The organism is Azotobacter tropicalis (assembly GCF_059739045.1).
The window spans coordinates 1,488,481-1,512,805 of sequence record NZ_AP046059.1 but is presented as its reverse complement, the minus strand read 5'-3'; the positions used below and the strand labels follow the sequence as shown (position 1 = coordinate 1,512,805).

Genomic DNA, 24,325 nt, shown 5'->3' with positions numbered 1-24,325 from the left:
ATGAGTCTGAATCCGAAAGACGCCGTCATCGTCGACTTCGCCCGTACCCCGATGGGCCGCTCCAAGGGCGGCATGCACCGCCATACCCGCGCCGAGAACCTCTCGGCGCACCTCATCACCCAGTTGCTCGAGCGCAATCCGCAGATCGATCCGGCGGAGGTCGAGGACGTGATCTGGGGCTGCGTCAACCAGACCTTGGAGCAGGGCTGGAACATCGCGCGCATGGCTTCCCTGCTGACGCCGATCCCGCACAGCAGCGGCGCGCAGACCGTCAACCGCCTGTGCGGCTCCTCGATGAGCGCGTTGCACACCGCGGTGCAGGCGATCCAGACCGGCAACGGCGAGCTGTTCGTGGTCGGTGGCGTCGAACACATGGGGCATCTGCCGATGACCCACGGGGTCGATCCGAACCCGAAGCTGTCCCTGCAGGTGGCCAAGGCCGCCGGGATGATGGGGCTGACCGCCGAAATGCTGGCGATGATGCACGGCGTGAGCCGCGAGCAGCAGGACGCCTTCGCCCTGCGCTCGCACCAGCGGGCGCACCGCGCCACGCTCGAGGGCCATTTCGCCGAGGAGATCGTGCCCACCGAGGGTCACGACGAGCACGGCCTGCTGCGGGTCTTCGAGCAGGACGAGACGATCCGTCCGGACACCACCCTGGAGGGGCTGGCCAAGCTCAAGCCGGTGTTCAACCCGAAGAACGGCACCGTCACCGCCGGCAGCTCCTCGCAGATCACCGACGGCGCGTCCTGCATGATCGTCATGTCCGGCCAGCGTGCCCGCGACCTGGGGCTCCAGCCGCTGGCCGTGGTGCGCGCCATGGCGGTGGTCGGCGTCGATCCGTCGATCATGGGCTACGGTCCGGTGCCGGCCACCCAGAAGGCGCTGGCGCGGGCCGGTCTGTCGATGGCCGACATCGATTTCGTCGAGCTCAACGAGGCCTTCGCCGCCCAGGCCATCCCGGTGCTCAAGGACCTCAAGCTGCTCGACGTGCTGGACGACAAGGTCAACCTGCACGGCGGCGCCATCGCCCTGGGCCATCCCTTCGGCTGTTCGGGGGTGAGGATTTCCGGCACCCTGCTGAACATCATGCGCCAGCAGGGCGGTACCCTGGGCCTGGCGACCATGTGCATCGGCCTCGGCCAGGGCATCGCCACCGTCTTCGAGCGGGTCTGAGGCTCTCGTCGTAGCCCGGCGGGGGTAGGGTCTGTGCCCTGCTCCCGCTTTCCCGCGTCTCTTGGAGCCATCCACCACCTGGAGGACGCCATGACCGTGCAACCCGGTCTCTACCGGCATTACAAGGGCGCCGAATACCGCGTGCTCGGCGTGGTCCGACATTCCGAAACCGAGGAGGAGCTGGTGCTCTACCAGGCCTTGTACGGCGATTTCGGGCTCTGGGTCCGGCCGCTGGCGATGTTCGCCGAAAGCGTCGAAGTTGACGGTCACCGGATGCCGCGCTTTGCTTTGATTCGAGCGGAAACGTCGGCTTTTCCGGCCATGTAGGCCACAAGTACGGGCGTGCCGCCCTTGACCGCGCGTCGGCGGCCACTATATATAGCGCCGAGCTGGAGCCTTGCGGTCGGTTGTGTGAATCACTTTCGGCGTTCGAGGCCCCGATACTGCGTTGCCGCCCCTCGCCATAGCCCGGCTATGACCCGTCACAGCGCCTTGTCTCGGAATCTCCCTCGGTCGAACTTGCGTTCAGGCACCGGCTCGGCGGGCCGATAGACGCTCCCCGCTTTCATCTCTCGAATTAGGAACACTCCGATCCATGGGTAAATCGCTGGTCATCGTGGAATCCCCGGCCAAGGCCAAGACCATCAACAAGTACCTGGGCAGCCAGTACGTGGTGAAGTCGAGCATCGGCCATATCCGTGACCTGCCCACCAGCGGCTCGGCCAGTACCGCCAAAGAGCCGGCCAAGCGTGGCAAGGGCACGGCCGAGGCGCCGGCGCTGTCGCCCAAGGAGAAGGCCAAGCGCCAGCTGTTCGCGCGCATGGGGGTCGATCCCGAGCACGGCTGGAAGGCCCATTACGAAATCCTGCCGGGCAAGGAGAAGGTGGTCGACGAGCTGCGCCGCCTGGCCCAGGAAGCCGACACCATCTATCTGGCCACCGACTTGGACCGCGAAGGGGAGGCCATTGCCTGGCACCTGCGCGAATCCATCGGCGGCGACGAGGAGCGCTACAAGCGCGTGGTGTTCAACGAGATCACCAAGAAGGCCATCCAGGAGGCCTTCGCCCAGCCGGGCGAACTGGACATCAACCGGGTCAACGCCCAGCAGGCACGGCGCTTTCTCGACCGGGTGGTCGGCTACATGGTTTCGCCGCTGCTCTGGCAGAAGATCGCCCGCGGCCTGTCCGCCGGCCGCGTGCAGTCGGTGGCGGTGAAGCTGATCGTCGAGCGCGAGCGGGAGATCCGCGCCTTCATTCCGGAGGAGTTCTGGGAGGTCCATGCCGATCTGGGCACTGCCCGTGGCGACATGGTGCGCTTCGAGGTGGCTCGCGAGAACGGGGAAACCTTCCGCCCGCTCAACGAGGCCCAGGCCATGGCCGCGCTGGAGAAGCTCAAGGCCTCCAGCTACCGGGTGGTCAAGCGCGAGGACAAGCCGACCCGCAGCAAGCCCTCGGCGCCCTTCATCACCTCGACCCTGCAGCAGGCGGCGAGCAACCGCCTGGGCTTCTCGGTGAAGAAGACCATGATGATGGCTCAGCGCCTGTACGAGGCCGGCTACATCACCTACATGCGCACCGACTCGACCAACCTCTCGGCCGATGCCCTGGAAATGGCGCGCGGTTTCATCGAGGGCGAGTTCGGCGCGAAGTACCTGCCGGCCCAGCCCAACCTCTACACCAGCAAGGAGGGCGCCCAGGAGGCCCACGAGGCGATCCGCCCCTCCGACGTCAATCTGCAGCCGACCCAGCTGTCCGGCATGGAGCGCGACGCCGAGCGGCTCTACGAGCTGATCTGGCGCCAGTTCGTCGCCTGCCAGATGCCGCCGGCCGAATACCTGTCGACCAGCGTCAGCGTCCAGGCCGGCGGCTTCGAGCTGCGCGCCAAGGGCCGCATCCTCAAGTTCGACGGCTACACCCGCGTGCTGCCGCAGCTGGCCAAGCCCGGCGAGGACGACGTGCTGCCGGACATGGCCGAGGGCGAGAACCTCGAGCTGCTCGCGCTTGATCCCAGCCAGCACTTCACCAAGCCGCCGGCACGCTACAGCGAGGCCAGCCTGGTCAAGGAGATGGAGAAGCGCGGGATCGGTCGGCCCTCCACCTACGCGGCGATCATCTCCACCATCCAGGAGCGCGGCTACGTGACCCTGCAGAACCGTCGCTTCCACTCCGAGAAGATGGGCGACATCGTCACCGAGCGCCTCGCCGAGAGCTTCGCCAACCTGATGGACTACGGCTTCACCGCCGGCATGGAGGAGCGCCTGGACGACGTGGCCCAGGGCGAGCGCGACTGGAAGCACCTGCTCGACGAGTTCTACGGCGATTTCCGCAAGAAACTCGAGGTCGCCGAGTCCAGCGAGGCGGGCATGCGCGCCAACCAGCCGACCCTGACCGACATTCCCTGCCGCGAATGCGGCCGGCCGATGATGATCCGTACCGCCTCGACCGGCGTGTTCCTCGGCTGCTCGGGCTACAGCCTGCCGCCCAAGGAGCGCTGCAAGTCGACCATCAACCTGGTCCCGGGCGACGAGATCGCCGCGGACGACGAGGGCGAGTCCGAGTCGCTGCTGCTGCGCCACAAGCGCCGCTGCCCGAAATGCGGCACGGCGATGGACGCCTATCTGCTCGACGAGCAGCACAAACTGCACATCTGCGGCAACAACCCGGACTGCTCCGGCTACGAGATCGAGGAGGGCCAGTACCGGATCAAGGGCTACGAAGGGCCGAGCCTCGAATGCGACAAGTGCGGCAGCCAGATGCAGCTCAAGACCGGTCGCTTCGGCAAGTTCTTCGGCTGTACCAACGCCGCCTGCAAGAACACCCGCAAGTTGCTGAAGAGCGGCGAGCCGGCGCCGCCGAAGATGGATGCGGTGAAGATGCCGGAGCTGCGTTGCGAGAAGGTCGACGACGTCTACGTGCTGCGCGATGGCGCCTCCGGCCTGTTCCTTGCCGCCAGCCAGTTCCCGAAGAACCGCGAAACCCGTGCGCCGCTGGTCCGGGAGTTGCTCCCGCACCGCGACGAGATCGACCCGAAGTACCACTTCCTGCTGGAGGCGCCGACCCAGGATCCGGAGGGGCGCCCGGCGGTGATCCGCTACAGCCGCAAGACCAAGGAGCAGTACGTGCAGAGCGAGGTCGAGGGCAAGCCCAGCGGCTGGCGCGCCTTCTATCAGGACGGTCGCTGGGTGGTCGAGGACAAGCGCTGATCCGCGTTGCCCGCCGCGCGCCCCGCTTGCCGGGCGCCCGCCGTCGGAGACGGCCGGTGCCCTCTGCGCAGCGGGTCCATAATTGCACTTTGGCCCGGTATACAGTGGCTGTCTCGAACCGGAGGGCGCCTTCATGGCCCATGAGCTTTACACCCGCACCAACCAGAAACTCTATTTCGCCGGTCTGGCGCTGGCATCCTTGCGCCAGGCGGAGGAGGGGCGTGCGCTGAATGCCCAGGCGCAGGCCATGGCGGAGCGCGAGGCGGTGCTTTTCCATCTGCACGGCGCCCTGCTGGGGTTGTGCCATGAGATCGCCGGTTTCTATCGTCTGCCGGAGGCCGGCTCGCCGCAGGTCGCGCGCTTTCTGAACGCCGAACTGCTGAGCGCGGCACCCAGTCCCGAATTGGCCGAGCTGGTCGAGCTGGCCGGCCAGCCGGAAACCTGGTTGGCGCAGCTGCTGGCCGAGTACGCCCGGCTGTTCCAGCCGCCGCAAGCCCCGCAGAAAGCCAAGGTCGATCCCCGCTTGCCGCTGATCGAGGCGGTCAGCCTGGACGAGAAGGAAGAGGCGCCGGCCTTGGGCGCCGCGCAACTGGAGCAGTGGCGCCAGTCACTCAAGGAGCTGGCCCTGCGTTTTCGCGCGTCCTTGACCGAGTGCTGAGCGGGCAGGAGGGGAAAGGCGCTGGCGGTCATTCAGGGGTGCCCGGGAACGACTGTTACATTACAATGTCCGGCCTTTCCTGAGAGCAGAGCCCCATGCCTACGTCCTTTCTCGAAATTGTCGAACTGCCCGACGGGCGTATCGCCTTGCGTCGTGCCGATGACGAAGAAGAGCTGGTCATCCTCGACTTTTCCGAAAGCGCAAAGCACTTCCTGCAGGGCCATCACATCGAGGTGGCCAAGGCCATGCTGAACGTCGGCGTGCAGATGGCCGGGCGTCTGGCCGAGGGTGACTTCGAAAGCGACGAGCTGCCACGAGTGCTGCACTGAGTCCGGATGCACCCGTGGGAAGCGGGCGATCTCGCCTGACCGCATGCCGCGCTTGCCGCTTTGTCGCGGGGGTTCAGCCCAGGCGGATGTTCAGGCTTTGCGCCTGGCCGGTCCGGGCCGCCTGGAGCAGCCGGTGCCGGGTCGAGCGGTTCACCGCGTTCAGCCAGCTGACCACCGTGTGGCTGCGCCCCAGGCGCAGGGCCTCGCAGGCCAGCTCGCTGGCCTCCTGTTCCCGGGAGGGTTGCAGCAGGAGAATCCGCTCGCGGTTCAGGCCGGCCTCGCGCAGCCAGCCGTGGCTCAGGTTGGCGGGGGGCGCGACCAGGGTCAGCCAGCGTCCGTTGTTTCCCTGACTCAGCTCGCGCAGCATCGGCGCGAGCAAAAACAGGCACTGGTCGGCGCCGCCGCGCAAGCTGACTTCGCTGAAGGGCTCCGCTTCCCGGACCGGGGGCGATCCGGGCATGTCCTTCATGCCGCGGAAGGCTGGCCGGGCCGGCGCCGTGTCGAACGGCATCGGTTGCGGAGCTTGCAGGGGCTGCCGGAGTTGCATGGTTCCTCCTAGCGGCGTATCACGCCGACACTCAATCCTTCGATGGTCAGGTCCTGCTTGTTCAGATCGATCTCGATCGGAGCGAATTCGGGGTTTTCGGCGATCAGCCAGACCTTGTCGCCCTCGCGCTTGAAGCGCTTCACCGTCACCTCGTCGTTGAGGCGCGCTACCACGATCTGTCCGTTGCGCACCTCGCGGCAGGTATGCACAGCCAGCAGGTCGCCGTCGTAGATGCCGATGTCCTTCATGCTCATGCCGCGTACCCGCAGCAGGTAGTCGGCACGGGGATGGAAAAACCCGGGATTGATCTGGCAAGTGTCCTCGATGTGCTGCTGGGCGAGGATCGGTGCGCCGGCCGCGACCCGGCCGACGACGGGCAGGCTGGTCGGTTCGCTGTCCGCCTCGCCGCCGGGGATGCGGATGCCGCGGGAGGCGCCCGGGGTCATTTCGATCGCTCCCTTGCGCGCCATCGCCTTGAGGTGCTCTTCTGCCGCATTGGGCGACTTGAAGCCGAGTTCGCGGGCGATCTCCGCCCGGGTCGGTGGATAGCCGTTCTCCTCCAGACAACGCTTGATGAAGGCGAGGATTTCGACTTGGCGAGGCGTCAGTTTGGACATGGAGGTTGCTCTGTCTTTTTATCCAGGTCCTGGGATTATATACAGTGCGACCCGGGTGGCAACCTCTCGACGCGGCGATACCTCCTCAGCCCGGCGTTTGAATTGCAATACAATGACGGCTAAAAACGACAGGATTGTCGACCGCCGGAGGAAGCATGCCCCACTCGGAAACTGTCGAGCGCATCCTGGATGCCGCGGAGCATCTGTTTGCGGAGCGGGGGTTCGCGGAAACCTCGCTGCGGTTGATCACCAGCAAGGCCGATGTCAACCTGGCGGCGGTGAACTATCACTTCGGCTCGAAGAGCGCGCTCATCGAGGCGGTCTTTTCCCGGGTCCTCGGCCCTTTCTGCGCCAGTCTGGAGCGCGAGCTGGATCGCCGTCAGGCCGATCCGGAGCCGGGCATGAGCCTTGAGGAGCTGTTGGGCATCACCATCGCGCAGGCGCAATCGGTGCGTCCGCACGGCGACCTGATCATCTTCATGCGTCTGCTCGGTCTGTCCCTGAGCCAGGGGCAGGAACACCTGCGGCGCTATCTTGAGGATACCTACGGCAAGCTCTTCCGGCGTTATCTGCTGTTGCTGCAGGAAGCGGTGCCGCAGGTTCCGCCGCTGGAACTGTTCTGGCGTACCCATTTCATGCTCGGCGCGGCCACTTTCAGCCTGGCCGGTGTCGATACGCTGCGGATTTCCGCCGAGGAGCGCTTCGCGGTGCAGACCACCAACGAGCAGGCGTTGCGCCTGCTGGTGCCCTTTCTCGCCGCCGGCCTGCGTGCGGAGAGCGCCATTCGTGATCCGCAACTGGCCAGTGCCCAGCCCAGGCCGCGCAGTAAGGCGGCCTTGCCTTCGAGGCACGCGGCTCGCCCCGCCCCGACCGATGCGGACGAGTAGCGAGGCGGTGGGCGGCACCGTGTCGATCGGCTAAGCTAGCGGCCCATGCGATCTCTCGACTTGCTCCATATCTCCCTTGCCGATCAGGCGCTGTACGGCTTTGCCGACGGCCGCCTGCTCCTGCGCCTGGCGGTGTCCACCGCCCTGAACGGTCCCGGCGAGCAGTCCGGTTCCGGCTGTACGCCGCGCGGCTTGCATCAGGTGCGTGCCAAGGTCGGCGAGGGGCTGCCGCTGGGGGCGGTGCTGCGCGGGCGGCGCTGGACCGGCGAGGTCTGGACGCCCGAGCTGCACGCGGCCTTTCCCGGCCGCGACTGGATTCTCACCCGGATTCTCTGGCTGAGCGGCTGCGAGGTCGGGCGCAACCGGCTGGGAGCGGTCGACACCTTCCGCCGCTACATCTATCTCCATGGCACGCCGGACAGCGAGCCCATGGGGGTGCCGCGCTCCCATGGCTGCGTGCGTCTGCGCAACGCCGACCTGCTGGAGCTCTACCCGCGCGTGCCCCTGCGCTGCCGCGTGCGGATCGAAGAAGCGCCGTGCCCCGCTTGGGCGGCGGCCGATCTCACTTAAGGATTTTCCATGCAAGGCTCTCTGATGCTGGACATCGCCGGCACCTGGCTGACCGCCGAGGATCGCCGCTTGCTGCGCCAGCCCGAAGTGGGCGGCCTGATCCTGTTCGCCCGTAATATCGAGCACCCTGCCCAGGTGCGCGAACTCTGCGCGGCGATCCGCGCCGTGCGTCCCGACCTGTTGCTCGCCGTGGACCAGGAGGGCGGCCGCGTGCAGCGCCTGCGCCAGGGCTTCGTCCGCCTGCCGGCGATGGGCGCGCTGGCCGGCCGCGACGAGGACGAGCGGCTGGCCGAGGCGTGCGGCTGGCTGATGGCGACCGAGGTGCTGGCGGCGGGACTGGACTTCAGTTTCGCGCCGGTACTGGACCTCGACCATGGGCGCAGCGCGGTGATCGGTTCGCGCGGCTTCGCCGGCGATCCGCAGGCGGTCGTCCGCCTGGCCGGGGCCTTCGTCCGCGGCATGCACGCCGCCGGCATGGCGGCCACCGGCAAGCATTTCCCGGGGCATGGCTGGGCGGAGGCCGACTCCCATGTGGCCATCCCCACCGACGAGCGCAGCCTCGAGGCGATTCGTGGCCAGGACCTGTTGCCCTTCCAGCAGCTCCGCGGGCAGCTCGATGCGCTGATGCCGGCACATGTCATCTATCCGCAGGTGGATGCGCAGCCGGCCGGCTTTTCCCACCGTTGGCTGCAGGACATCCTGCGCGGCGAACTGGGCTTCGACGGCGTGGTGTTCAGCGACGATCTGTCGATGGCCGGCGCCCATGTGGCCGGCGATGCGGCGGCGCGGATCGAGGCGGCGCTCGCCGCCGGCTGCGACATGGGGCTGGTATGCAACGACCGGGCGGCGGCCGAGCTGGCCCTGTCCGCTCTGCAGCGCCTCGGCGTGCGGCCGGCGCCGCGCCTGGCGCGGATGCGCCGGCGGGCCTTCCCGGGGATCGACTACAAGCAGAACCCACGCTGGCTGCGCGCGCTCGAGTGTCTGCGCAAGGCCCGGCTGATCGATTGAGGAGATGAAATGACGGTCCATGCGATCATCGGCGGCACCGGTCTGACCCAATTGGATGGACTGAGCATTCGTCAGTCCCTGTCGCTGGAAACGCCCTATGGCCCGCCCTCGGCGGATATCCTGCGCGGCGAGTACGCCGGCCGCGAGGTGCTGTTCCTGGCGCGCCACGGCCATCCGCACCGCATCCCGCCGCACCGGGTCAACTACCGGGCCAACCTCTGGGCGCTGCGCCAAGTGGGTGCCACGGCGATTCTGGCGGTGAATGCCGTCGGTGGCATCCATGCGGCGATGGGCACCGGGCATTTCTGCGTGCCGCACCAGATCGTCGACTACACCTTCGGTCGGGTGCACACCTACTTCGAAGAGGATCTCGACGCCGTCACCCATGTGGACTTCAGCCATCCCTACGACGAGACGCTGCGCCAGCGGCTGATCGCGGCGCTGGCCGTCGAGGGCTGCGCCTTCAGCGGGCATGGGGTCTACGGCTGCACCCAGGGGCCGCGCCTGGAGACCGCTGCGGAAATCGTCCGCCTGGAGCGGGACGGTTGCGACATCGTCGGCATGACCGGCATGCCCGAGGCGGTGCTGGCCCGTGAGCTGGGCTTGCCTTACGCCTGTCTGGCGCTGGTGGTGAACCCGGCGGCGGGCAAGAGCACGGCGCTGATCACCATGGCCGATATCGAGCGCGCCATCGGCGAGGGCATGGGCAAGGCCAAGGCGGTGCTGGGGCGCGTGCTGGCGGCCTGAGTCGCAGAGCCTGAAAACGAAAAGGACCGCTGTAGGCGGTCCTTTTCGTTTGTGCCATGCGTCAGAGTGGCGTGACCAGGATCAGCAGCCCCAGGTTGCCGTGATCGAGGAAGGTGAGCTGTCCGGCGGACAGGCGGCCCGTCTGTTTCAGGCGCTCGCTGCCGGCGAGGAAGCCGGTGTTGTCGAAACGGTTGAGCCAGAACTCCGCCGCGACATCCAGGTAGCGGCCCTGGGTCAGGCTCAGCGTGCCCTCGATGGGGTAGTGGCTGTGACGCTCCTTGCCGCTGCTCAGCGCCATCCGGCTCGGTGCGCCGCCCAGTTGCTGCTGCCAGGCCTGGTGCAGCAGCACCTTGTACCCCTCGGCTGCGGACAGCTTGGCCACCTGCTCTTCCAGGGCCGGCGTCCGACGGTTCGAATTGTTGAGGGTCTGCGCGCCGACGGCCCAGTCTTCAGCCGGCGGCTGGCCGGCGGGCAGCGGGTCGCCGGGTTGGCGGAACAGGATCAGCTCGATCTGATAGAGCCCCTCGGCGAACGCAGCGGGAGCGAGCAGAGCGAACAGCAGAGGAAGCAGGCGTAACGCACGCATGGATCTGTCCTTAAGCGGATGGCGGAGTCAGGCGCTCGAGCAGCGCCTCGAGGATGTTGAAGCGTTCTTCCGGGCGCTCCATGGGGATCTGGAACTTGAGCAGGGTGGCGCCTTCGAATTTGTAACGGTTCGGCTGGCTCTGGATCAGCTTGATCAGCACCAGCGGATCGACGCAGGTATGGGCCGCGAACTCGACACGCCCGCCCTGCGGGCCGGCGTCGATCTTGGCGATGCCGAGCCTTTCCGCCTGCAGCTTGAGCTGGGTCAGGCGCATCAGGTGCTTGGTCGGCTCCGGCAGCAGGCCGAAGCGGTCGATCATCTCCACCTGCAGTTCCTTGAGCTCGTCCTCGTCGGCCGCCGAGGCGATGCGCTTGTAGAGGATCAGGCGGGCGTGCACGTCCGGCAGGTAGTCCTCGGGGATCAGCGCCGGGACCCGCAGGTTGATGTCCGGGCCGCCGCCCAGCGGCTGCTCGAGGTTCGGCTGCTCGCCCTTGCGGATGGCTTTGACCGCGCGCTCGAGCATTTCCATGTAGAGGGTGAAGCCGACCGCCTGGATCTGCCCGCTCTGGCCTTCGCCGAGCAGCTCGCCGGCGCCGCGGATCTCCAGATCGTGAGTGGCCAGGACGAAGCCGGCGCCGAGATCCTGGGCGCCGGCGATGGCTTCCAGGCGCTTCTGCGCGTCCTCGGTCATCTGCTTGCGCGGCGGGGTGAGCAGGTAGGCATAGGCCTGGTGATGGCTGCGTCCGACCCGCCCGCGCAGCTGATGCAGCTGGGCCAGGCCGAACTTGTCGGCGCGCTCGATGACGATGGTGTTGGCGCTGGGCACGTCGATGCCGGTTTCGATGATGGTCGAGGCCACCAGCACGTTGAAGCGCTTGTGGTAGAAGTCGCTCATCACCTGTTCGAGCTCGCGCTCGCGCATCTGTCCGTGGCCGATGGCGATGCGTGCCTCCGGCACCAGTTCGGCCAGTTCGCGGGCGCACTTGTCGATGGTCTTCACCTCGTTGTGCAGGTAGTAGACCTGGCCGCCGCGCAGCAATTCGCGCAGCAGGGCCTCGCGGATCAGGGTGTTCTGCTGCTCCATGACGAAGGTGCGCACCGACAGCCGGCGCGCCGGCGGGGTGGCGATGATCGACAGGTCGCGCATGCCGGCGACGGCCATGTTCAGGGTGCGCGGGATCGGCGTGGCGGTCAGGGTGAGGATGTCCACCTCGCTGCGCAGGGCCTTGAGCTGCTCCTTCTGGCGCACGCCGAAGCGGTGTTCCTCGTCGATGATGACCAGGCCCAGATTCTTGAACTTGACGTCGTCCTGCAGGAGTTTGTGGGTACCGATGACGATGTCGATCTTGCCCTCGGCCAGCGCGGCGATGGCGCTCTCGACATCCTTGGCCGACTTGAAGCGGCTCATCACCTCGACCTTCACCGGCCAGTCGGCGAAGCGGTCGCGGAAGCTGTTGTAGTGCTGCTGGGCGAGCAGGGTGGTCGGCACCAGTACCACCACCTGCCTGCCGCTGTGCACGGCGATGAAGGCGGCGCGCATGGCCACTTCGGTCTTGCCGAAGCCGACATCGCCGCAGATCAGGCGGTCCATCGGCTTGGGCGCCAGCATATCGGCGCGCACCGCATCGATGGCGGCATGCTGGTCCGGGGTCTCCTCGAAGGGGAAACTGGCACTGAAGGTTTCGTAGTCGGCGGCCGGGTCCCTGAAGGCGAAGCCTGCACGGGCGGCGCGTCGGGCATAGATGTCGAGCAGTTCGGCGGCGACGTCGCGGACCTGCTCGGCGGCCTTGCGTTTGGCTTTCTGCCACTGTTCCGAGCCGAGGCGGTGCAGCGGGGCGAGAGCATCGTCGCTGCCGGTGTAGCGGGCGATCAGGTGCAGGTTGGCCACCGGCACATAGAGCTTGGCCTCCTCGGCGTATTCCAGCATGAGGAATTCGGCGGCCTGGCCTTCGACTTCCAGGGTGACCAAGCCGCAATAGCGGCCGACGCCATGGTCGATGTGCACCACCGGTGCGCCTTCGCGCAGCTCGGTGAGGTGCTTGATGACGTTGTCGCCGCCGTCACGGGTTTTTTCCCGCCGGCGGCGCTGCATCACCCGCTGGCCGAACAGCTGGCTTTCGGGAACCAGCGCCAAGGCTGGCTCCTCGAGCAGCAGGCCCTCGTCCAGCGGGGCGATGGCGATGGCCAGGCGCTCCGTGGCGGCGAGAAAGCCCGGCCAGCCGTCGACGCTCTGCGGGCGCAGGTTCAGGCGCGCGAGCAGCTCCAGCAGGACCTCGCGGCGCCCGGCCGATTCGGCGGCGAACAGCACGCGGCCGGGAAACTCGCCGAGAAAATCGGCCAGGGCCGCCAGCGGCTGGCTGGCCTTGGCATCGAGGGCCAATGGCGGCAGATGGCGGGCGGGCAGGCGCTCGCGGCCGATACCGGGCTCGAGGTCCTCCGCCGAGACGATCACCCGCGGCCAATTCTTCAGCCGGGCGAAGCAGTCCTCCACCGGCAGGAACAGCTCGGCAGGCGGCAGCAGCGGGCGCTCCGGATCGAGGCGGCGCTCCTCGTAGCGGTTGCGCACGTCGCTCCAGAAGCTCTCGGCGGCCTGTTCGATACCGGGCAGGGAGAACACCTGGGTGGTGGGCGGCAGGTAGTCGAGGAGGGTGGCGGTCTCCTCGAAGAACAGCGGCAGGTAGTACTCGATGCCGGCCGGCGTGATGCCGCTGGTGAGATCCTGATAGATCGGGCAGCGGCGAAAGTCGACGTCGAAGCGCTCGCGGAACCGGGTGCGGAAGGTGGCGACCGCCTCCTTGCGCAGCGGGAATTCGCGGGCCGGCAGCAGGCGGATCGAGTCGACCTTGTCGATCGAGCGCTGGGTTTCCGGGTCGAAGGTGCGCAGGGTTTCGATCTCGTCGTCGAACAGATCGATGCGGTAGGGCCGCTCGCTGCCCATGGGGAAGAGATCGATCAGTGCGCCGCGCACGGCGAATTCGCCGTGCTCGTAGACGGTTTCCACGCAGCGGTAGCCGGCGGCCTCCAGGCGCTGACGCATCTGCTCCACGTCGAGCCTCTGGCCTACGTCCAGCACCAGGCTGCTGCCCAGCAGGAAGGGCTTCGGCGCCAGGCGGTGCAGGGCGGTGGTGATCGGCACCACCAACACGCCGTGGCTCAGCTCCGGCAGACGATAAAGGCTGGCGATACGCTGCGAGACGATGTCTTGGTGAGGCGAGAAGAGATCGTAGGGCAGGGTTTCCCAGTCCGGGAACTGCAGCACGGGAAGCGCGGGGGCGAAGAAGCGCAGTTCCTGTTCCAGGCGTTCGGCGCTCAGACTGTCGGCGGTGAGGAGCAGGGTGAAGCGCTTGGCGGCGCTGGCGGCCTCGGCGATCGCCAGGGAGAGCGCCGTACCTGGCAGGCTGCCCCAGTGTTGTTTGCCGGAGGCGGCCGGCAGGCTCGGAAGACGCAGTACAGACACGGGGAGGCGTGGCTCCGATGGAGAATTGATATCCGGTCGATTGTAACTATCCGCGTGCTTTGCTGTCAGTGTTTCGTCCGTTGTAGATTGCCGGCCCCTGCTGGGCTGGTCATAATGTAGTCATTTTTATCAGCCCCTACATGTAAGAAGGTGTCGCCCGTGAATCAGAAGCCCGACCAGTGTCTTGGTGAATGGATTGACCGTGAAGCGCTCGCTGAGGCGATGATCCCGCTGATTGGTCAGCTCTACCGCAACAACAATGTGGTGACCTCGATCTTCGGCCGCAGCCTGATCAACCGTTCCGTCATCGCGATCCTCAAGGCTCACCGTTTCGCCCGTCATCGCCAGACCGACGAGGCCGAGCTCTCGGTGCACGACACCTTCCCGATCCTCAAGGCCATGAGCGAGCTGAAGCTCGGCGCCGCTTCGGTCGATCTGGGCAAGATGGCCGGCAAGTACAAGGAGGCAGGTGCCGGCCGCTCCGTCGAGCAGTTCGTTCGTGACGAGCTGGCCGAAGTCGCAGGCAAGCAGAGCACCGCGCCGCACAAGGGCGTCGATGTGGTCCTGTATGGCTTTGGCCGTATCGGCCGCCTGCTGGCGCGCATCCTGATCCAGAAAACTGGCGGCGGCGACGGCCTGCGTCTGCGCGCCATTGTCGTGCGCAAGGGGGCCGACAACGATCTGGCCAAGCGTGCCAGCCTGTTGCGCCGCGACTCGGTGCATGGTCCGTTCGAGGGCACCATCACCGTCGACGAGGAGAACAACACCATCCTCGCCAACGGCAACCTGATCCAGGTGATTTACTCCAACGATCCGACCTCCGTCGACTACACCAAGTACGGGATCCAGGATGCCATCGTGGTGGACAACACCGGCAAGTGGCGCGACGCCGAGGGTCTCGGTCAGCACCTGAAGTGCCCGGGTGCTGCCCGCGTGGTTCTGACCGCTCCGGGCAAGGGGGCGCTGAAGAACGTCGTGCATGGCATCAATCATCGTGACATCACCGACGAGGACAAAATCGTCTCCGCCGCTTCCTGCACCACCAACGCCATCGTGCCGGTGCTGAAGGCGGTGAACGACAAGTTCGGCATCGTCAACGGTCATGTGGAAACCGTGCATTCCTATACCAACGACCAGAACCTGATCGACAACTTCCACAAAGGCAGTCGCCGTGGTCGCAGTGCTCCGCTGAACATGGTGATCACCGAAACCGGTGCGGCCACCGCGGCAGCCAAGGCCCTGCCGGAGTTGAAGGGTAAGCTGACCGGCAATGCGATCCGCGTGCCGACGCCGAACGTCTCCATGGCGATCCTCAACCTGAACCTGGAAAAGCCCACCAGTCGCGATGAGATCAACGAATACCTGCGCCAGGTAGCGATGTTCTCCGAGCTGCACAAGCAGATCGACTTCGTCAACTCGTCCGAGGTGGTGTCGACCGACTTCGTCGGCTCCCGTCATGCCGGCGTGGTGGATGCCGAAGCCACCATCTGCACCGACAACCGGGTCGTGCTCTATGTCTGGTACGACAACGAGTTCGGTTACAGCTGCCAGGTGGTGCGCGTGCTTGAGGAAATGGCTGGAGTCAATCCGCCGGCCTTTCCTCGCTGATCATCGCTGGGCCGTAAAAACGGGAGCCTAAGGCTCCCGTTTTTTGTTTTCTGCGTTCTATTTCGAGGGCTCCGCGCTTGCAGGGGGCGCCCCTGTTTCAATAAAATGTAAAAAAACAAGCCCTTGGATAGTCATTGCCAAGTAGCATATTTATAATTGACCGGATTTTTTCCATGGATTCGCAGGCCGCGAAGCGCAGGGGAAAGTCTCGGTTCGCCGTTGACTGCCCCTCGTTTCGCGTTCGTTCGAGTTCCTAAAGCTTTTTGGAATCAATGGGTCAGGTCTGGAACCTATGATCAGAATCAAACGAGGGCTCGATTTGCCCATAACCGGCGAGCCGACGCAGCGCATAGACGCAGCGAGGGCGGTTCGCAGCGTGGCCGTAATAGGCTTCGACTATCACGGTATGAAGCCGACCATGAATGTCCAGGTCGGCGACCGGGTCAAGCTCGGTCAGGTCTTGTTCGGCGACAAGAGAACGCCGGGTGTTCAGTACACCGCACCGGGCGCCGGGGTCGTCAGCGCCATCCATCGGGGGGCGCAGCGTGTCCTCCAGTCGGTAGTCATCGACCTGGAAGGCGACGAAGAAGAAACCTTCGCCCAGTATGCGCCGGAGCAGCTGGAAAGCCTGAGCGACGAGTTGGTTCGCGAGAATCTGCTGCGTTCCGGTCTTTGGACCGCATTGCGTACCCGGCCGTTCAGTCGTGTGCCGGCCATCGATGCGAAACCCAGCTCGATCTTTGTCACGGCGCTCGATACCCATCCGCTGGCGGCGAATCCGCTGGTGGTCATCACCGAGCAGGCGGCGGACTTCGAGAATGGCCTCAAGGTGCTCGGCAATCTGGCCAAGATCTACCTGTGCAAGGCCGATCGCATCGCCCTGCCCGGCGAGCAGCTGGCCAAGGTGCAGGCCGAGGTCTTCACCGGTCCGCATCCGGCAGGCCTGGCCGGTACCCACATCCATTTTCTCGATCCGGTCAGCGCCAGCAAGAGTGTCTGGACCGTCAACTACCAGGACGTGATCGCCATCGGCAAGCTGTTCACCAGTGGCCGGCTGTCGGTCGAGCGTGTCGTCGCTCTGGGCGGCCCGGTGGTCGAGCATCCACGTCTGCTGCGTACCCGCCTGGGCGCCAATCTCGACGAGCTGACCGCTGGCGAGCTGCAGCCCGGCTATAACCGCGTGGTGTCCGGCTCGCTGCTCGGCGGTCGTACCGCTCATGGCGCCTTTGCCTATCTCGGCCGCTACCACCTGCAGGTGTCCTGCCTGCGGGAGGGCGAGGAGCGGGAAATGCTGCATTACCTGCGTGCCGGTACGGAGAAGCACTCGCTGCTCAACGTATTCGTCTCCAAGCTGGCGGAAGACAAGCGCTTCGCTTTTTCCACCACCACCAACGGCAGCCCGCGCGCCATGGTGCCGGTCGGCAACTACGAAGAAGTAATGCCGCTGGACATCCTGCCGACGCAGCTGCTGCGCAGCCTGATCGTCGGCGATACCGAGATGGCGCAGAAGCTCGGTGCACTGGAGCTGGACGAAGAAGATCTGGCCCTGTGCAGCTATGTCTGTGCCGGCAAGTACGAGTACGGCCCGATTCTCCGGGACAACCTCACCCGCATCGAGAAAGAGGGTTGATCGATGGGAATCCGCGCGTTTCTCGACAAGATCGAGCATAATTTCGAAAAGGGTGGCCGCTTCGAGAAGTGGTACGCCCTCTACGAGGCCGTCGATACCTTCCTCTACCGTCCGGCCAGCGTGACCAAGACCACCGCTCATGTGCGCGATGGCATCGACCTCAAGCGGATGATGATCCTGGTCTGGCTCTGCACTTTCCCGGCGATGTTCTTCGGCATGTGGAACACCGGCTACCAGGCCAACCTGATTTTCGCCAAGAGCCCCGAGCTGCTGGCGGCCCAGGATGGCTGGCGTTTCGCCCTGACCGGCGCCCTGGCCGGGTTCGATCCGCACAGTCTGTGGGACTGCTTCGTTCAGGGAGCAGCCTACTTCCTGCCCATCTATGCGGTGACTTTCATCGTCGGTGGCTTCTGGGAAGTGCTGTTCGCCTCGGTGCGCAACCATGAGGTCAACGAGGGCTTCTTCGTCACCTCCGTGCTGTTCGCGCTGACCCTGCCGCCGAGCATTCCTCTGTGGCAGGTGGCGATGGGCATCAGCTTCGGCGTGGTGATCGGCAAGGAAGTGTTCGGCGGTACCGGCAAGAACTTCCTCAATCCGGCGCTGGTCGGCCGGGCCTTCCTGTTCTTCGCCTATCCGGCCCAGATGTCCGGCGATGCCGTATGGACCGCGGTCGACGGCTATGCCGGCGCTACTGCGCTGAGCCTGGCGGCTACCGGGGTATCGAGAGCGTGATTGCCGCTGGCGCCAACTGGATGGATGCCTTCCTGGGGGTCGAGCAGGGCTCCATCGGCGAAACCAGCACCCTGGCCATCCTGATTGGCGGTGCGGTGCTGCTGCTGACCAAGATCGCCGCCTGGCGCGTCGTCGCCGGCGTGATGGTCGGCATGGTCGCCCTGAGCACCTTGTTCAATCTGATCGGCTCCGATACCAACCCCATGTTCGCCATGCCCTGGTACTGGCATCTGGTCGTCGGCGGCTTCGCCTTCGGCATGATGTTCATGGCTACCGATCCGGTTTCGGCGTCCATGACCAATACCGGCAAGTGGACGTTCGGCATCCTCATCGGGGTCATGGTCGTATTGATCCGTGTAGTCAACCCGGCCTTTCCCGAAGGCATGATGCTGGCGATCCTGTTCGGCAACCTGTGTGCACCCTTGATCGATCACTTTGTCGCTCAGGCCAACATCAAGCGGAGGCTGGCACGCAATGTCTAATCAGCAAGAATCCACCGTCCGTACGCTGGCGGTGGCCCTGGTGGTCTGCCTGGTGTGCTCGGTGTTCGTTGCCGGCGCCGCCGTGGCGCTGAAACCGGCCCAGGCCGAGAACAAGGAGCTGGACAAGCAGCGCAGCATCCTGGCGATCGCCGGACTGGGCGATGTGGACCTCTCCGGCAGGCAGGTCAAGGCGCTGTACAAGGAGCGCATCGTTGCCAAGGTGGTGGACCTGGAGTCCGGCACCTTCAGTGACGCCTACGATGCGAACGTCTTCGATCCGCTCAAGGCGGCCAAAGATGCCAAGCTGTCCGACGCCCTGCCGGGCGACCAGGACATCGCCTCGATCAAAAGGCGCGAACGCTTCACCACCGTTTATCTGGTGGAGAAGGACGGCCAGCTCGACACCCTGATCCTGCCGGTGCGCGGCTACGGCCTGTGGTCGACCCTGTATGGCTTCATGGCGCTCAAGGGCGACCTGAACACCGTAGCGGGCATGGGCTTCTATCAACATGCCGAGACCCCCGGTCTGGGCGGCGAAGTGGACAATCCGAAATGGAAGGCCCTGTGGCCGGGCAAGACCCTGTTCGACGAGGACGGCAAGCTGGCCGTGGATATCGTTAAGGGCAACGTCGATTCGCAAAGCCCGAAAGCCACCCATCAGGTCGATGGCCTGGCTGGTGCGACCCTGACCAGCAACGGCGTCGAGAACCTGCTGCGCTTCTGGCTCGGCCAGAAGGGCTTCGGTCCGTTTATCGCTAACCTGCGCAATGGGGGGGCCTGAGCATGGCGCAACCGACCATCAAGGAAGTCCTGTTAAATCCGGTCTTCAACAACAATCCCATCGGCCTGCAGATCCTTGGCATCTGCTCGGCCCTGGCAGTCACCTCGAACCTGAAAACCGCGCTGGTGATGGCCATCGGGCTGACTCTGGTAACGGCTTTTTCGAGCATGTTCATCTCGATGATCCGCAACCAGATCCCCAGCTCGATCCGCATGATCGTGCAGATGGTGATCATCGCCTCGCTGGTGATCGTGGTCGACCAGCTGCTCAAGGCTTTCGCCTATGGCCTGTCCAAGCAGCTCTCGGTGTTCGTCGGCCTGATCATCACCAACTGTATCGTGATGGGGCGTGCCGAAGCTTTCGCCATGCAGAACCCGCCGGCCCTGTCTTTCTATGACGGTATCGGTAATGGCCTGGGCTACAGCGCCATGCTGATCGTGCTGGGCACCTTCCGCGAGCTGTTCGGTGCCGGCAAGCTGTTCGGCTTCACCATCATTCCGGTCGTCAACGACGGTGGCTGGTATCAGCCCAACGGCCTGCTGCTGCTGCCGCCCTCGGCGTTCTTCCTCATCGGTCTGATCGTCTGGGGGCTGCGTAGCTGGAGGAAGGATCAGGTCGAGCAACCGACCTACCGCCTGGCCCCGCAGGTCTCGAACAAGGAGGCTTACTAATGGAGCACTATCTCAGTCTGTTCGTGAAGTCCGTGTTCATCGAGAACATGGCTCTGGCGTTCTTTCTCGGCATGTGCACCTTCATCGCCATCTCCAAGAAAGTGGAGACGGCCATCGGCCTCGGCATCGCGGTCGTGGTGGTTCAGGCCATCACGGTGCCGGCCAACAACCTGCTCTACGCCTATCTGCTCAAGGAGGGCGCGCTGGCCTGGGCCGGCCTGCCCGATATCGATCTCAGCTTCCTCGGCTTCCTGAGCTACATCGGGGTGATCGCCGCCATCGTGCAGATCCTCGAAATGCTCCTGGACAAGTACGTACCCTCGCTCTACAACGCGTTGGGCATCTACCTGCCGCTGATCACGGTGAACTGCGCCATCATGGCTGGCTCGCTGTTCATGGTCGAGCGCGACTACAACTTCCCGGAAAGTGTGGTTTACGGGGTCGGCTCGGGTTTCTCTTGGGCACTGGCCATCGCCCTGCTCGCCGGCATCCGCGAGAAGCTGAAGTACAGCGATGTGCCCGAAGGGCTGCAGGGATTGGGGATCACCTTCATCACCATTGGCCTGATGTCCCTGGGCTTCATGTCTTTCTCCGGCATTCAGCTGTAAGGATGGGATGAGCAGATGAGTTACGAAATATTCCTCGCCATCGGCATGTTCACTGCCATCGTGCTGGCGCTGGTGGTGATCATTCTCGCCGCCCGCGCCCGGCTGGTGTCCAGCGGCGACGTGAGCATCGAGATCAACGGCGAGCGCACCATTACCGTACCGGCCGGCGGCAAACTGCTGCAGACCCTGGCGGCCAACAACATTTTCCTGTCCTCTGCTTGCGGCGGCGGCGGCACCTGTGCGCAGTGCAAGTGCATCGTCGAGTCCGGCGGCGGCGAGATGCTGCCCACCGAGGAGTCGCACTTCACCCGCCGGCAGGCCAAGGAAGGCTGGCGCCTGTCCTGTCAGACCCCGGTCAAGCAGGACATGCATATCGAAGTGCCGGAAGAAGTCTTCGGCGTGAAGAAATGGGAATGCACCGTGGAGTCCAACCCCAACGTTGCCACCTTCATCAAGGAGCTGACCCTGCGTTTGCCCGAAGGTGAGAGTGTGGACTTCCGTGCGGGGGGTTACGTTCAGCTGGAGTGCCCGCCGCACGTGGTCAACTACAAGGATTTCGATATCCAGGAGGAGTACCGCGGCGACTGGGACAAGTTCAACATGTGGCGCTTCGTATCCAAGGTGGACGAAACGACCATTCGTGCCTATTCCATGGCGAACTACCCGGAAGAGAAGGGCATCGTCAAGTTCAACATCCGCATCGCCTCGCCGCCGCCGAACCGCGACGATATCCCGCCGGGCAAGATGTCTTCCTGGGTATTCAACCTCAAGCCGGGCGACAAGGTCACTGTGTACGGCCCCTTCGGCGAGTTCTTCGCCAAGGACACGGATGCCGAGATGGTGTTCATCGGCGGTGGTGCCGGCATGGCGCCGATGCGTTCGCACATCTTCGACCAGCTCAAGCGCCTGAAATCCAAGCGCAAGATGAGTTTCTGGTATGGTGCCCGCTCCATGCGCGAGGCCTTCTACGTCGAGGAGTACGACCAACTGCAGGCGGAGAACCCGAACTTCCAGTGGCACCTGGCGCTGTCCGATCCGCAGCCCGAAGACAACTGGACCGGGCTGACCGGCTTCATCCACAACGTGCTTTACGAGAACTATCTGAAGGACCATCCGGCGCCGGAGGATTGCGAGTTCTACATGTGCGGCCCGCCGATGATGAACGCTGCAGTGATCAAGATGCTGCTCGATCTCGGTGTCGAACGGGAGAACATCCTGCTCGACGACTTCGGTGGTTAGTGTGGTCGCAGCACTGTTGAAGCCCGCTATCGTGGTCGCCTTGGCGGCCACGATAGCGGGCTGCATGTTTTCCGAGCAGGTGGAAAGCTTCTCCGGACCGACCATGGGCAGCACCTATTCGGTGAAGTACGTGCATCGCCGGGGGGCGCCTGACAAGGAGGATCTGCAGCGCGAGACTGAGAGGATCCTGGCCGATCTCGACCGGCAGGTCTCCACCTATCGTTCCGATTCGGATATCGAGCGCTTCAATGCTCTGCCGAGTGGCAGTTGTGCGCTGGTGCCCAGCGAGGTGCGCGAACTGGTGGCAGCCGGCGAGCGGCTTTCCGTGGAAAGCGAGGGGGCTCTGGACCTGACGGTCGGTCCGCTGCTTGATCTCTGGGGCTTCGGCCCGCATGGCCAGGGCGAGCGGGTACCTGACGCCGGAGAGATCGCCGCGGCGCGTCAGCGCGTAGGGCACCAGCATCTGCGCATCGATGGCGAGCGGCTATGCAAGGATGCGCCGGTGCAGGTGGATTTCAACAGCATCGCTGCCGGCCACGCGGTCGATCTGGTCGCCGCCCGTCTCGAGGGGCTGGGGGTGGACAGCTATCTGGTGGAAATCACTGGAGAGCTCAAGGCCAAGGGGCACAAGCCCGACGGTACGGCCTGGCGGATCGCTATCGAAGCTCCCCACGACAACGAGCGGGTCGCGCAGAAGATCATCTCCCTGGATGGCTATGCGGTTTCCACGTCGGGTGATTATCGAAACTTCTTCGAGCAGAATGGCAAGCGCTATTCCCATACGGTGGATCCCAAGCTGGGTACTCCGGTCGCTCACCGGCTGGCTGCCGTGACGGTCATAGACCCCTCGGCGCTCAGAGCCGATGGTCTGTCCACCATCCTGATGGTACTCGGCGATGAACTTGGTTCCGCCTTTGCGGAGCGGCAGGGGATTGCAGCCTTCCTGGTGATCCGCGAGAACGAAGGGTTCATCGCCAAGAGCACCACGGCTTTCGAGCGGCTGTTTGGTGAAGGAGAAAAGCAATGACCTGGGTACTGGTTTTTCTCGTCATGCTGCTGGTGGTACTGGGCATGTCCATCGGCGTGATCATGGGCCGCAAGCCCATTGCCGGCTCCTGCGGCGGCATCGCCAATCTGGGGGTCGAGAAGGATGATTGCCCCATCTGCGGCGGCGATCAGGACAAGTGCGAGGAAGCGAATGCCGGCGGTGGCAAGGCGGCCAAGCCCAGTCTGGGGTATGACGCCAACAGGGACTAGCCGAAGCCGTGACGAGGCGCCGATACCCAAAAGGCCTATAGCGACAGGAGTGTTGTTGGAGTATTCAGTCGGGTTCTGAGCGAATTCGTTAACCGCACCGGGGCGCCCCGCTGCGTTTTCAGGAGTAAGTATGGCTGTATATAACTACGATGTGGTGGTAATCGGCACGGGTCCCGCTGGCGAAGGGGCCGCGATGAATGCCGTGAAGGCCGGCCGCAAGGTAGCCGTTGTGGACGATCGTCCCCAGGTCGGCGGCAACTGTACCCACCTCGGAACCATTCCCTCCAAGGCGCTGCGCCACTCGGTGCGGCAGATCATGCAGTACAACAACAACCCGCTGTTCCGCCAGATCGGCGAACCGCGTTGGTTTTCCTTCGCCGATGTCCTGAAGAGCGCCGAGCAGGTCATCGCCAAGCAGGTTTCCTCGCGCACCGGCTACTACGCGCGCAACCGCATCGACACCTTCTTCGGGACCGCGAGCTTCTGCGACGAGCACACCATCGAGGTCGTCCATCTCAACGGCATGGTCGAAAAACTGGTGGCCAAGCAGTTCGTCATCGCCACCGGCTCGCGCCCCTACCGCCCGGCCGATGTCGACTTCAGCCATCCACGCATCTACGACAGCGACACCATCCTCAGTCTCGGCCATACCCCGCGCCGGCTGATCATCTACGGGGCAGGGGTCATCGGCTGCGAATACGCCTCCATCTTCAGCGGCCTGGGGGTGCTGGTCGACCTCATCGACAACCGCGACCAACTGCTCAGCTTCCTCGATGACGAGATCTCCGACTCGCTCAGCTACCACCTGCGCAACAACAACGTACTGATCCGCCACAACGAGGAGTACGAGCGCGTCGAAGGTCTGGACAACGGGGTGATTCTGCATCTCAAGTCCGGCAAGAAGATCAAGGCCGATGCCTTCCTGTGGAGCAACGGCCGTACCGGCAACACCGACAAGCTGGGTCTGGAGAACATCGGCCTCAAGGCCAACAGCCGCGGGCAGATCCAGGTCGACGAGCATTACCGCACCGACATCGGCAACATCTATGCGGCTGGCGACGTGATCGGCTGGCCGAGTCTGGCCAGTGCCGCCTATGACCAGGGCCGCTCGGCCGCGGGCAGCATCACCGAGAACGACAGCTGGCGCTTCGTCGACGACGTGCCGACCGGAATCTACACCATCCCCGAGATCAGTTCGGTCGGCAAGACCGAGCGGGAGCTGACCCAGGCGAAGGTTCCCTACGAGGTGGGCAAGGCCTTCTTCAAGGGCATGGCGCGGGCGCAGATCGCCGTCGAAAAGGCCGGCATGCTGAAGATCCTCTTCCACCGCGAGACCCTGGAAATTCTCGGCGTGCATTGCTTCGGCTATCAGGCCTCGGAGATCGTCCACATCGGCCAGGCGATCATGAACCAGAAGGGCGAGGCGAATACCCTCAAGTACTTCATCAACACCACCTTCAACTACCCGACCATGGCCGAAGCCTATCGGGTGGCGGCGTACGACGGCCTCAACCGGCTTTTTTGAGAGGCTCC

At 64.8% G+C, this 24,325-nt stretch carries 22 protein-coding genes and 1 pseudogene; 19 read left to right on the top strand and 4 right to left on the bottom strand.

Going from position 1 to position 24,325, the window contains the following annotated elements; all coding sequences use genetic code 11:
* The 5 genes from fadA to Atro_RS07030 all read left to right on the top strand — a co-directional run bounded on the left by fadA (position 1) and on the right by Atro_RS07030 (position 5,365).
* Positions 1-1,176, top strand: a complete 1,176-nt coding sequence (gene fadA, locus Atro_RS07050; protein ID WP_497927019.1) for an acetyl-CoA C-acyltransferase FadA — start codon at positions 1-3, stop codon at positions 1,174-1,176.
* A gap of 90 nt (positions 1,177-1,266) precedes the next feature.
* The gene (locus Atro_RS07045; protein ID WP_497927018.1) at positions 1,267-1,503 is read left to right on the top strand and encodes a DUF1653 domain-containing protein; all 237 of its coding nucleotides are present in this window, start codon (positions 1,267-1,269) and stop codon (positions 1,501-1,503) included.
* Between the two features lie 268 nt (positions 1,504-1,771).
* Entirely contained in the window at positions 1,772-4,378 is a 2,607-nt protein-coding gene (gene topA / locus Atro_RS07040) for a type I DNA topoisomerase (protein ID WP_497927017.1), read from the top strand.
* A gap of 133 nt (positions 4,379-4,511) precedes the next feature.
* Positions 4,512-5,036 carry a DUF6586 family protein gene (locus Atro_RS07035; protein ID WP_497927016.1) on the top strand — a complete coding sequence of 175 codons (525 nt, stop codon included), beginning with the start codon at positions 4,512-4,514 and terminating at the stop codon, positions 5,034-5,036.
* Between the two features lie 95 nt (positions 5,037-5,131).
* Positions 5,132-5,365, top strand: coding sequence for a hypothetical protein (locus tag Atro_RS07030; RefSeq protein ID WP_497927015.1), 234 nt, complete (start codon positions 5,132-5,134; stop codon positions 5,363-5,365).
* Positions 5,366-5,438: 73 nt separating this feature from the next.
* On the opposite strand, the gene sulA is transcribed toward Atro_RS07030, so the two are convergent.
* Both sulA and lexA read right to left on the bottom strand, forming a co-directional pair.
* On the bottom strand, positions 5,439-5,912 hold the full coding sequence (sulA, locus tag Atro_RS07025) for an SOS-induced cell division inhibitor SulA (protein ID WP_497927014.1): 474 nt from the start codon (positions 5,910-5,912) through the stop codon (positions 5,439-5,441).
* Positions 5,913-5,920: 8 nt separating this feature from the next.
* The gene (gene lexA / locus Atro_RS07020; protein WP_497927013.1) at positions 5,921-6,529 is read right to left on the bottom strand and encodes a transcriptional repressor LexA; all 609 of its coding nucleotides are present in this window, start codon (positions 6,527-6,529) and stop codon (positions 5,921-5,923) included.
* A 155-nt stretch (positions 6,530-6,684) separates the two neighbouring features.
* Here lexA and Atro_RS07015 point away from each other — a divergent pair, with 155 nt between their 5' ends.
* The 4 genes from Atro_RS07015 to Atro_RS07000 are packed head-to-tail and all read left to right on the top strand — an operon-like array spanning position 6,685 to position 9,741.
* Positions 6,685-7,416 (top strand): TetR/AcrR family transcriptional regulator, encoded by a 732-nt coding sequence (locus tag Atro_RS07015; protein WP_497927012.1) that lies wholly within the window; start codon positions 6,685-6,687, stop codon positions 7,414-7,416.
* Positions 7,417-7,461: 45 nt separating this feature from the next.
* Positions 7,462-7,986: a L,D-transpeptidase family protein gene (locus tag Atro_RS07010; RefSeq protein ID WP_497927011.1), complete on the top strand. Its 525-nt coding sequence runs from the start codon at positions 7,462-7,464 to the stop codon at positions 7,984-7,986.
* A gap of 9 nt (positions 7,987-7,995) precedes the next feature.
* Entirely contained in the window at positions 7,996-8,994 is a 999-nt protein-coding gene (nagZ, locus tag Atro_RS07005) for a beta-N-acetylhexosaminidase (protein ID WP_497927010.1), read from the top strand.
* Positions 8,995-9,003: 9 nt separating this feature from the next.
* Positions 9,004-9,741 (top strand): S-methyl-5'-thioinosine phosphorylase, encoded by a 738-nt coding sequence (locus Atro_RS07000; RefSeq protein WP_497927009.1) that lies wholly within the window; start codon positions 9,004-9,006, stop codon positions 9,739-9,741.
* Positions 9,742-9,802: 61 nt separating this feature from the next.
* Here the strand turns inward: Atro_RS07000 and Atro_RS06995 are convergent, their stop codons facing one another.
* Both Atro_RS06995 and mfd read right to left on the bottom strand, forming a co-directional pair.
* Positions 9,803-10,327, bottom strand: a complete 525-nt coding sequence (locus Atro_RS06995; RefSeq protein WP_497927008.1) for a CsiV family protein — start codon at positions 10,325-10,327, stop codon at positions 9,803-9,805.
* A 10-nt stretch (positions 10,328-10,337) separates the two neighbouring features.
* A complete protein-coding gene (gene mfd, locus Atro_RS06990; RefSeq protein WP_497927007.1) occupies positions 10,338-13,784 on the bottom strand; it encodes a transcription-repair coupling factor in 3,447 nt (1,148 codons plus the stop codon).
* Positions 13,785-13,943: 159 nt separating this feature from the next.
* On the opposite strand from mfd, the gene Atro_RS06985 reads away from it, so the two are divergent.
* The 10 genes and pseudogenes from Atro_RS06985 (at position 13,944) to sthA (ending at position 24,317) form a co-directional block, all read left to right on the top strand.
* On the top strand, positions 13,944-15,392 hold the full coding sequence (locus Atro_RS06985) for a glyceraldehyde-3-phosphate dehydrogenase (RefSeq protein ID WP_497927006.1): 1,449 nt from the start codon (positions 13,944-13,946) through the stop codon (positions 15,390-15,392).
* Between the two features lie 292 nt (positions 15,393-15,684).
* A complete protein-coding gene (locus Atro_RS06980; RefSeq protein ID WP_497927005.1) occupies positions 15,685-17,022 on the top strand; it encodes a Na(+)-translocating NADH-quinone reductase subunit A in 1,338 nt (445 codons plus the stop codon).
* Positions 17,023-17,025: 3 nt separating this feature from the next.
* Positions 17,026-18,236, top strand: a pseudogene (locus Atro_RS06975) (NADH:ubiquinone reductase (Na(+)-transporting) subunit B).
* Positions 18,229-19,017, top strand: coding sequence for a Na(+)-translocating NADH-quinone reductase subunit C (locus Atro_RS06970; protein WP_497927004.1), 789 nt, complete (start codon positions 18,229-18,231; stop codon positions 19,015-19,017). Before Atro_RS06975 ends, Atro_RS06970 begins: the two are co-directional and overlap by 8 nt.
* Positions 19,014-19,688 carry an NADH:ubiquinone reductase (Na(+)-transporting) subunit D gene (locus Atro_RS06965; RefSeq protein ID WP_497927630.1) on the top strand — a complete coding sequence of 225 codons (675 nt, stop codon included), beginning with the start codon at positions 19,014-19,016 and terminating at the stop codon, positions 19,686-19,688. Before Atro_RS06970 ends, Atro_RS06965 begins: the two co-directional genes overlap by 4 nt.
* Positions 19,688-20,296 carry an NADH:ubiquinone reductase (Na(+)-transporting) subunit E gene (gene nqrE, locus Atro_RS06960; protein ID WP_497927003.1) on the top strand — a complete coding sequence of 203 codons (609 nt, stop codon included), beginning with the start codon at positions 19,688-19,690 and terminating at the stop codon, positions 20,294-20,296. Before Atro_RS06965 ends, nqrE begins: the two co-directional genes overlap by 1 nt.
* A gap of 15 nt (positions 20,297-20,311) precedes the next feature.
* Positions 20,312-21,535, top strand: a complete 1,224-nt coding sequence (nqrF, locus tag Atro_RS06955) for an NADH:ubiquinone reductase (Na(+)-transporting) subunit F (RefSeq protein WP_497927002.1) — start codon at positions 20,312-20,314, stop codon at positions 21,533-21,535.
* A gap of 13 nt (positions 21,536-21,548) precedes the next feature.
* Positions 21,549-22,562: an FAD:protein FMN transferase gene (locus Atro_RS06950; protein ID WP_497927629.1), complete on the top strand. Its 1,014-nt coding sequence runs from the start codon at positions 21,549-21,551 to the stop codon at positions 22,560-22,562.
* On the top strand, positions 22,559-22,792 hold the full coding sequence (gene nqrM, locus Atro_RS06945; protein WP_497927001.1) for a (Na+)-NQR maturation NqrM: 234 nt from the start codon (positions 22,559-22,561) through the stop codon (positions 22,790-22,792). The genes Atro_RS06950 and nqrM overlap by 4 nt, the downstream gene beginning before the upstream one ends.
* Before the next feature lie 130 nt (positions 22,793-22,922).
* Positions 22,923-24,317: a Si-specific NAD(P)(+) transhydrogenase gene (gene sthA, locus Atro_RS06940; RefSeq protein WP_131341218.1), complete on the top strand. Its 1,395-nt coding sequence runs from the start codon at positions 22,923-22,925 to the stop codon at positions 24,315-24,317.
* Positions 24,318-24,325: the final 8 nt, after the last annotated feature.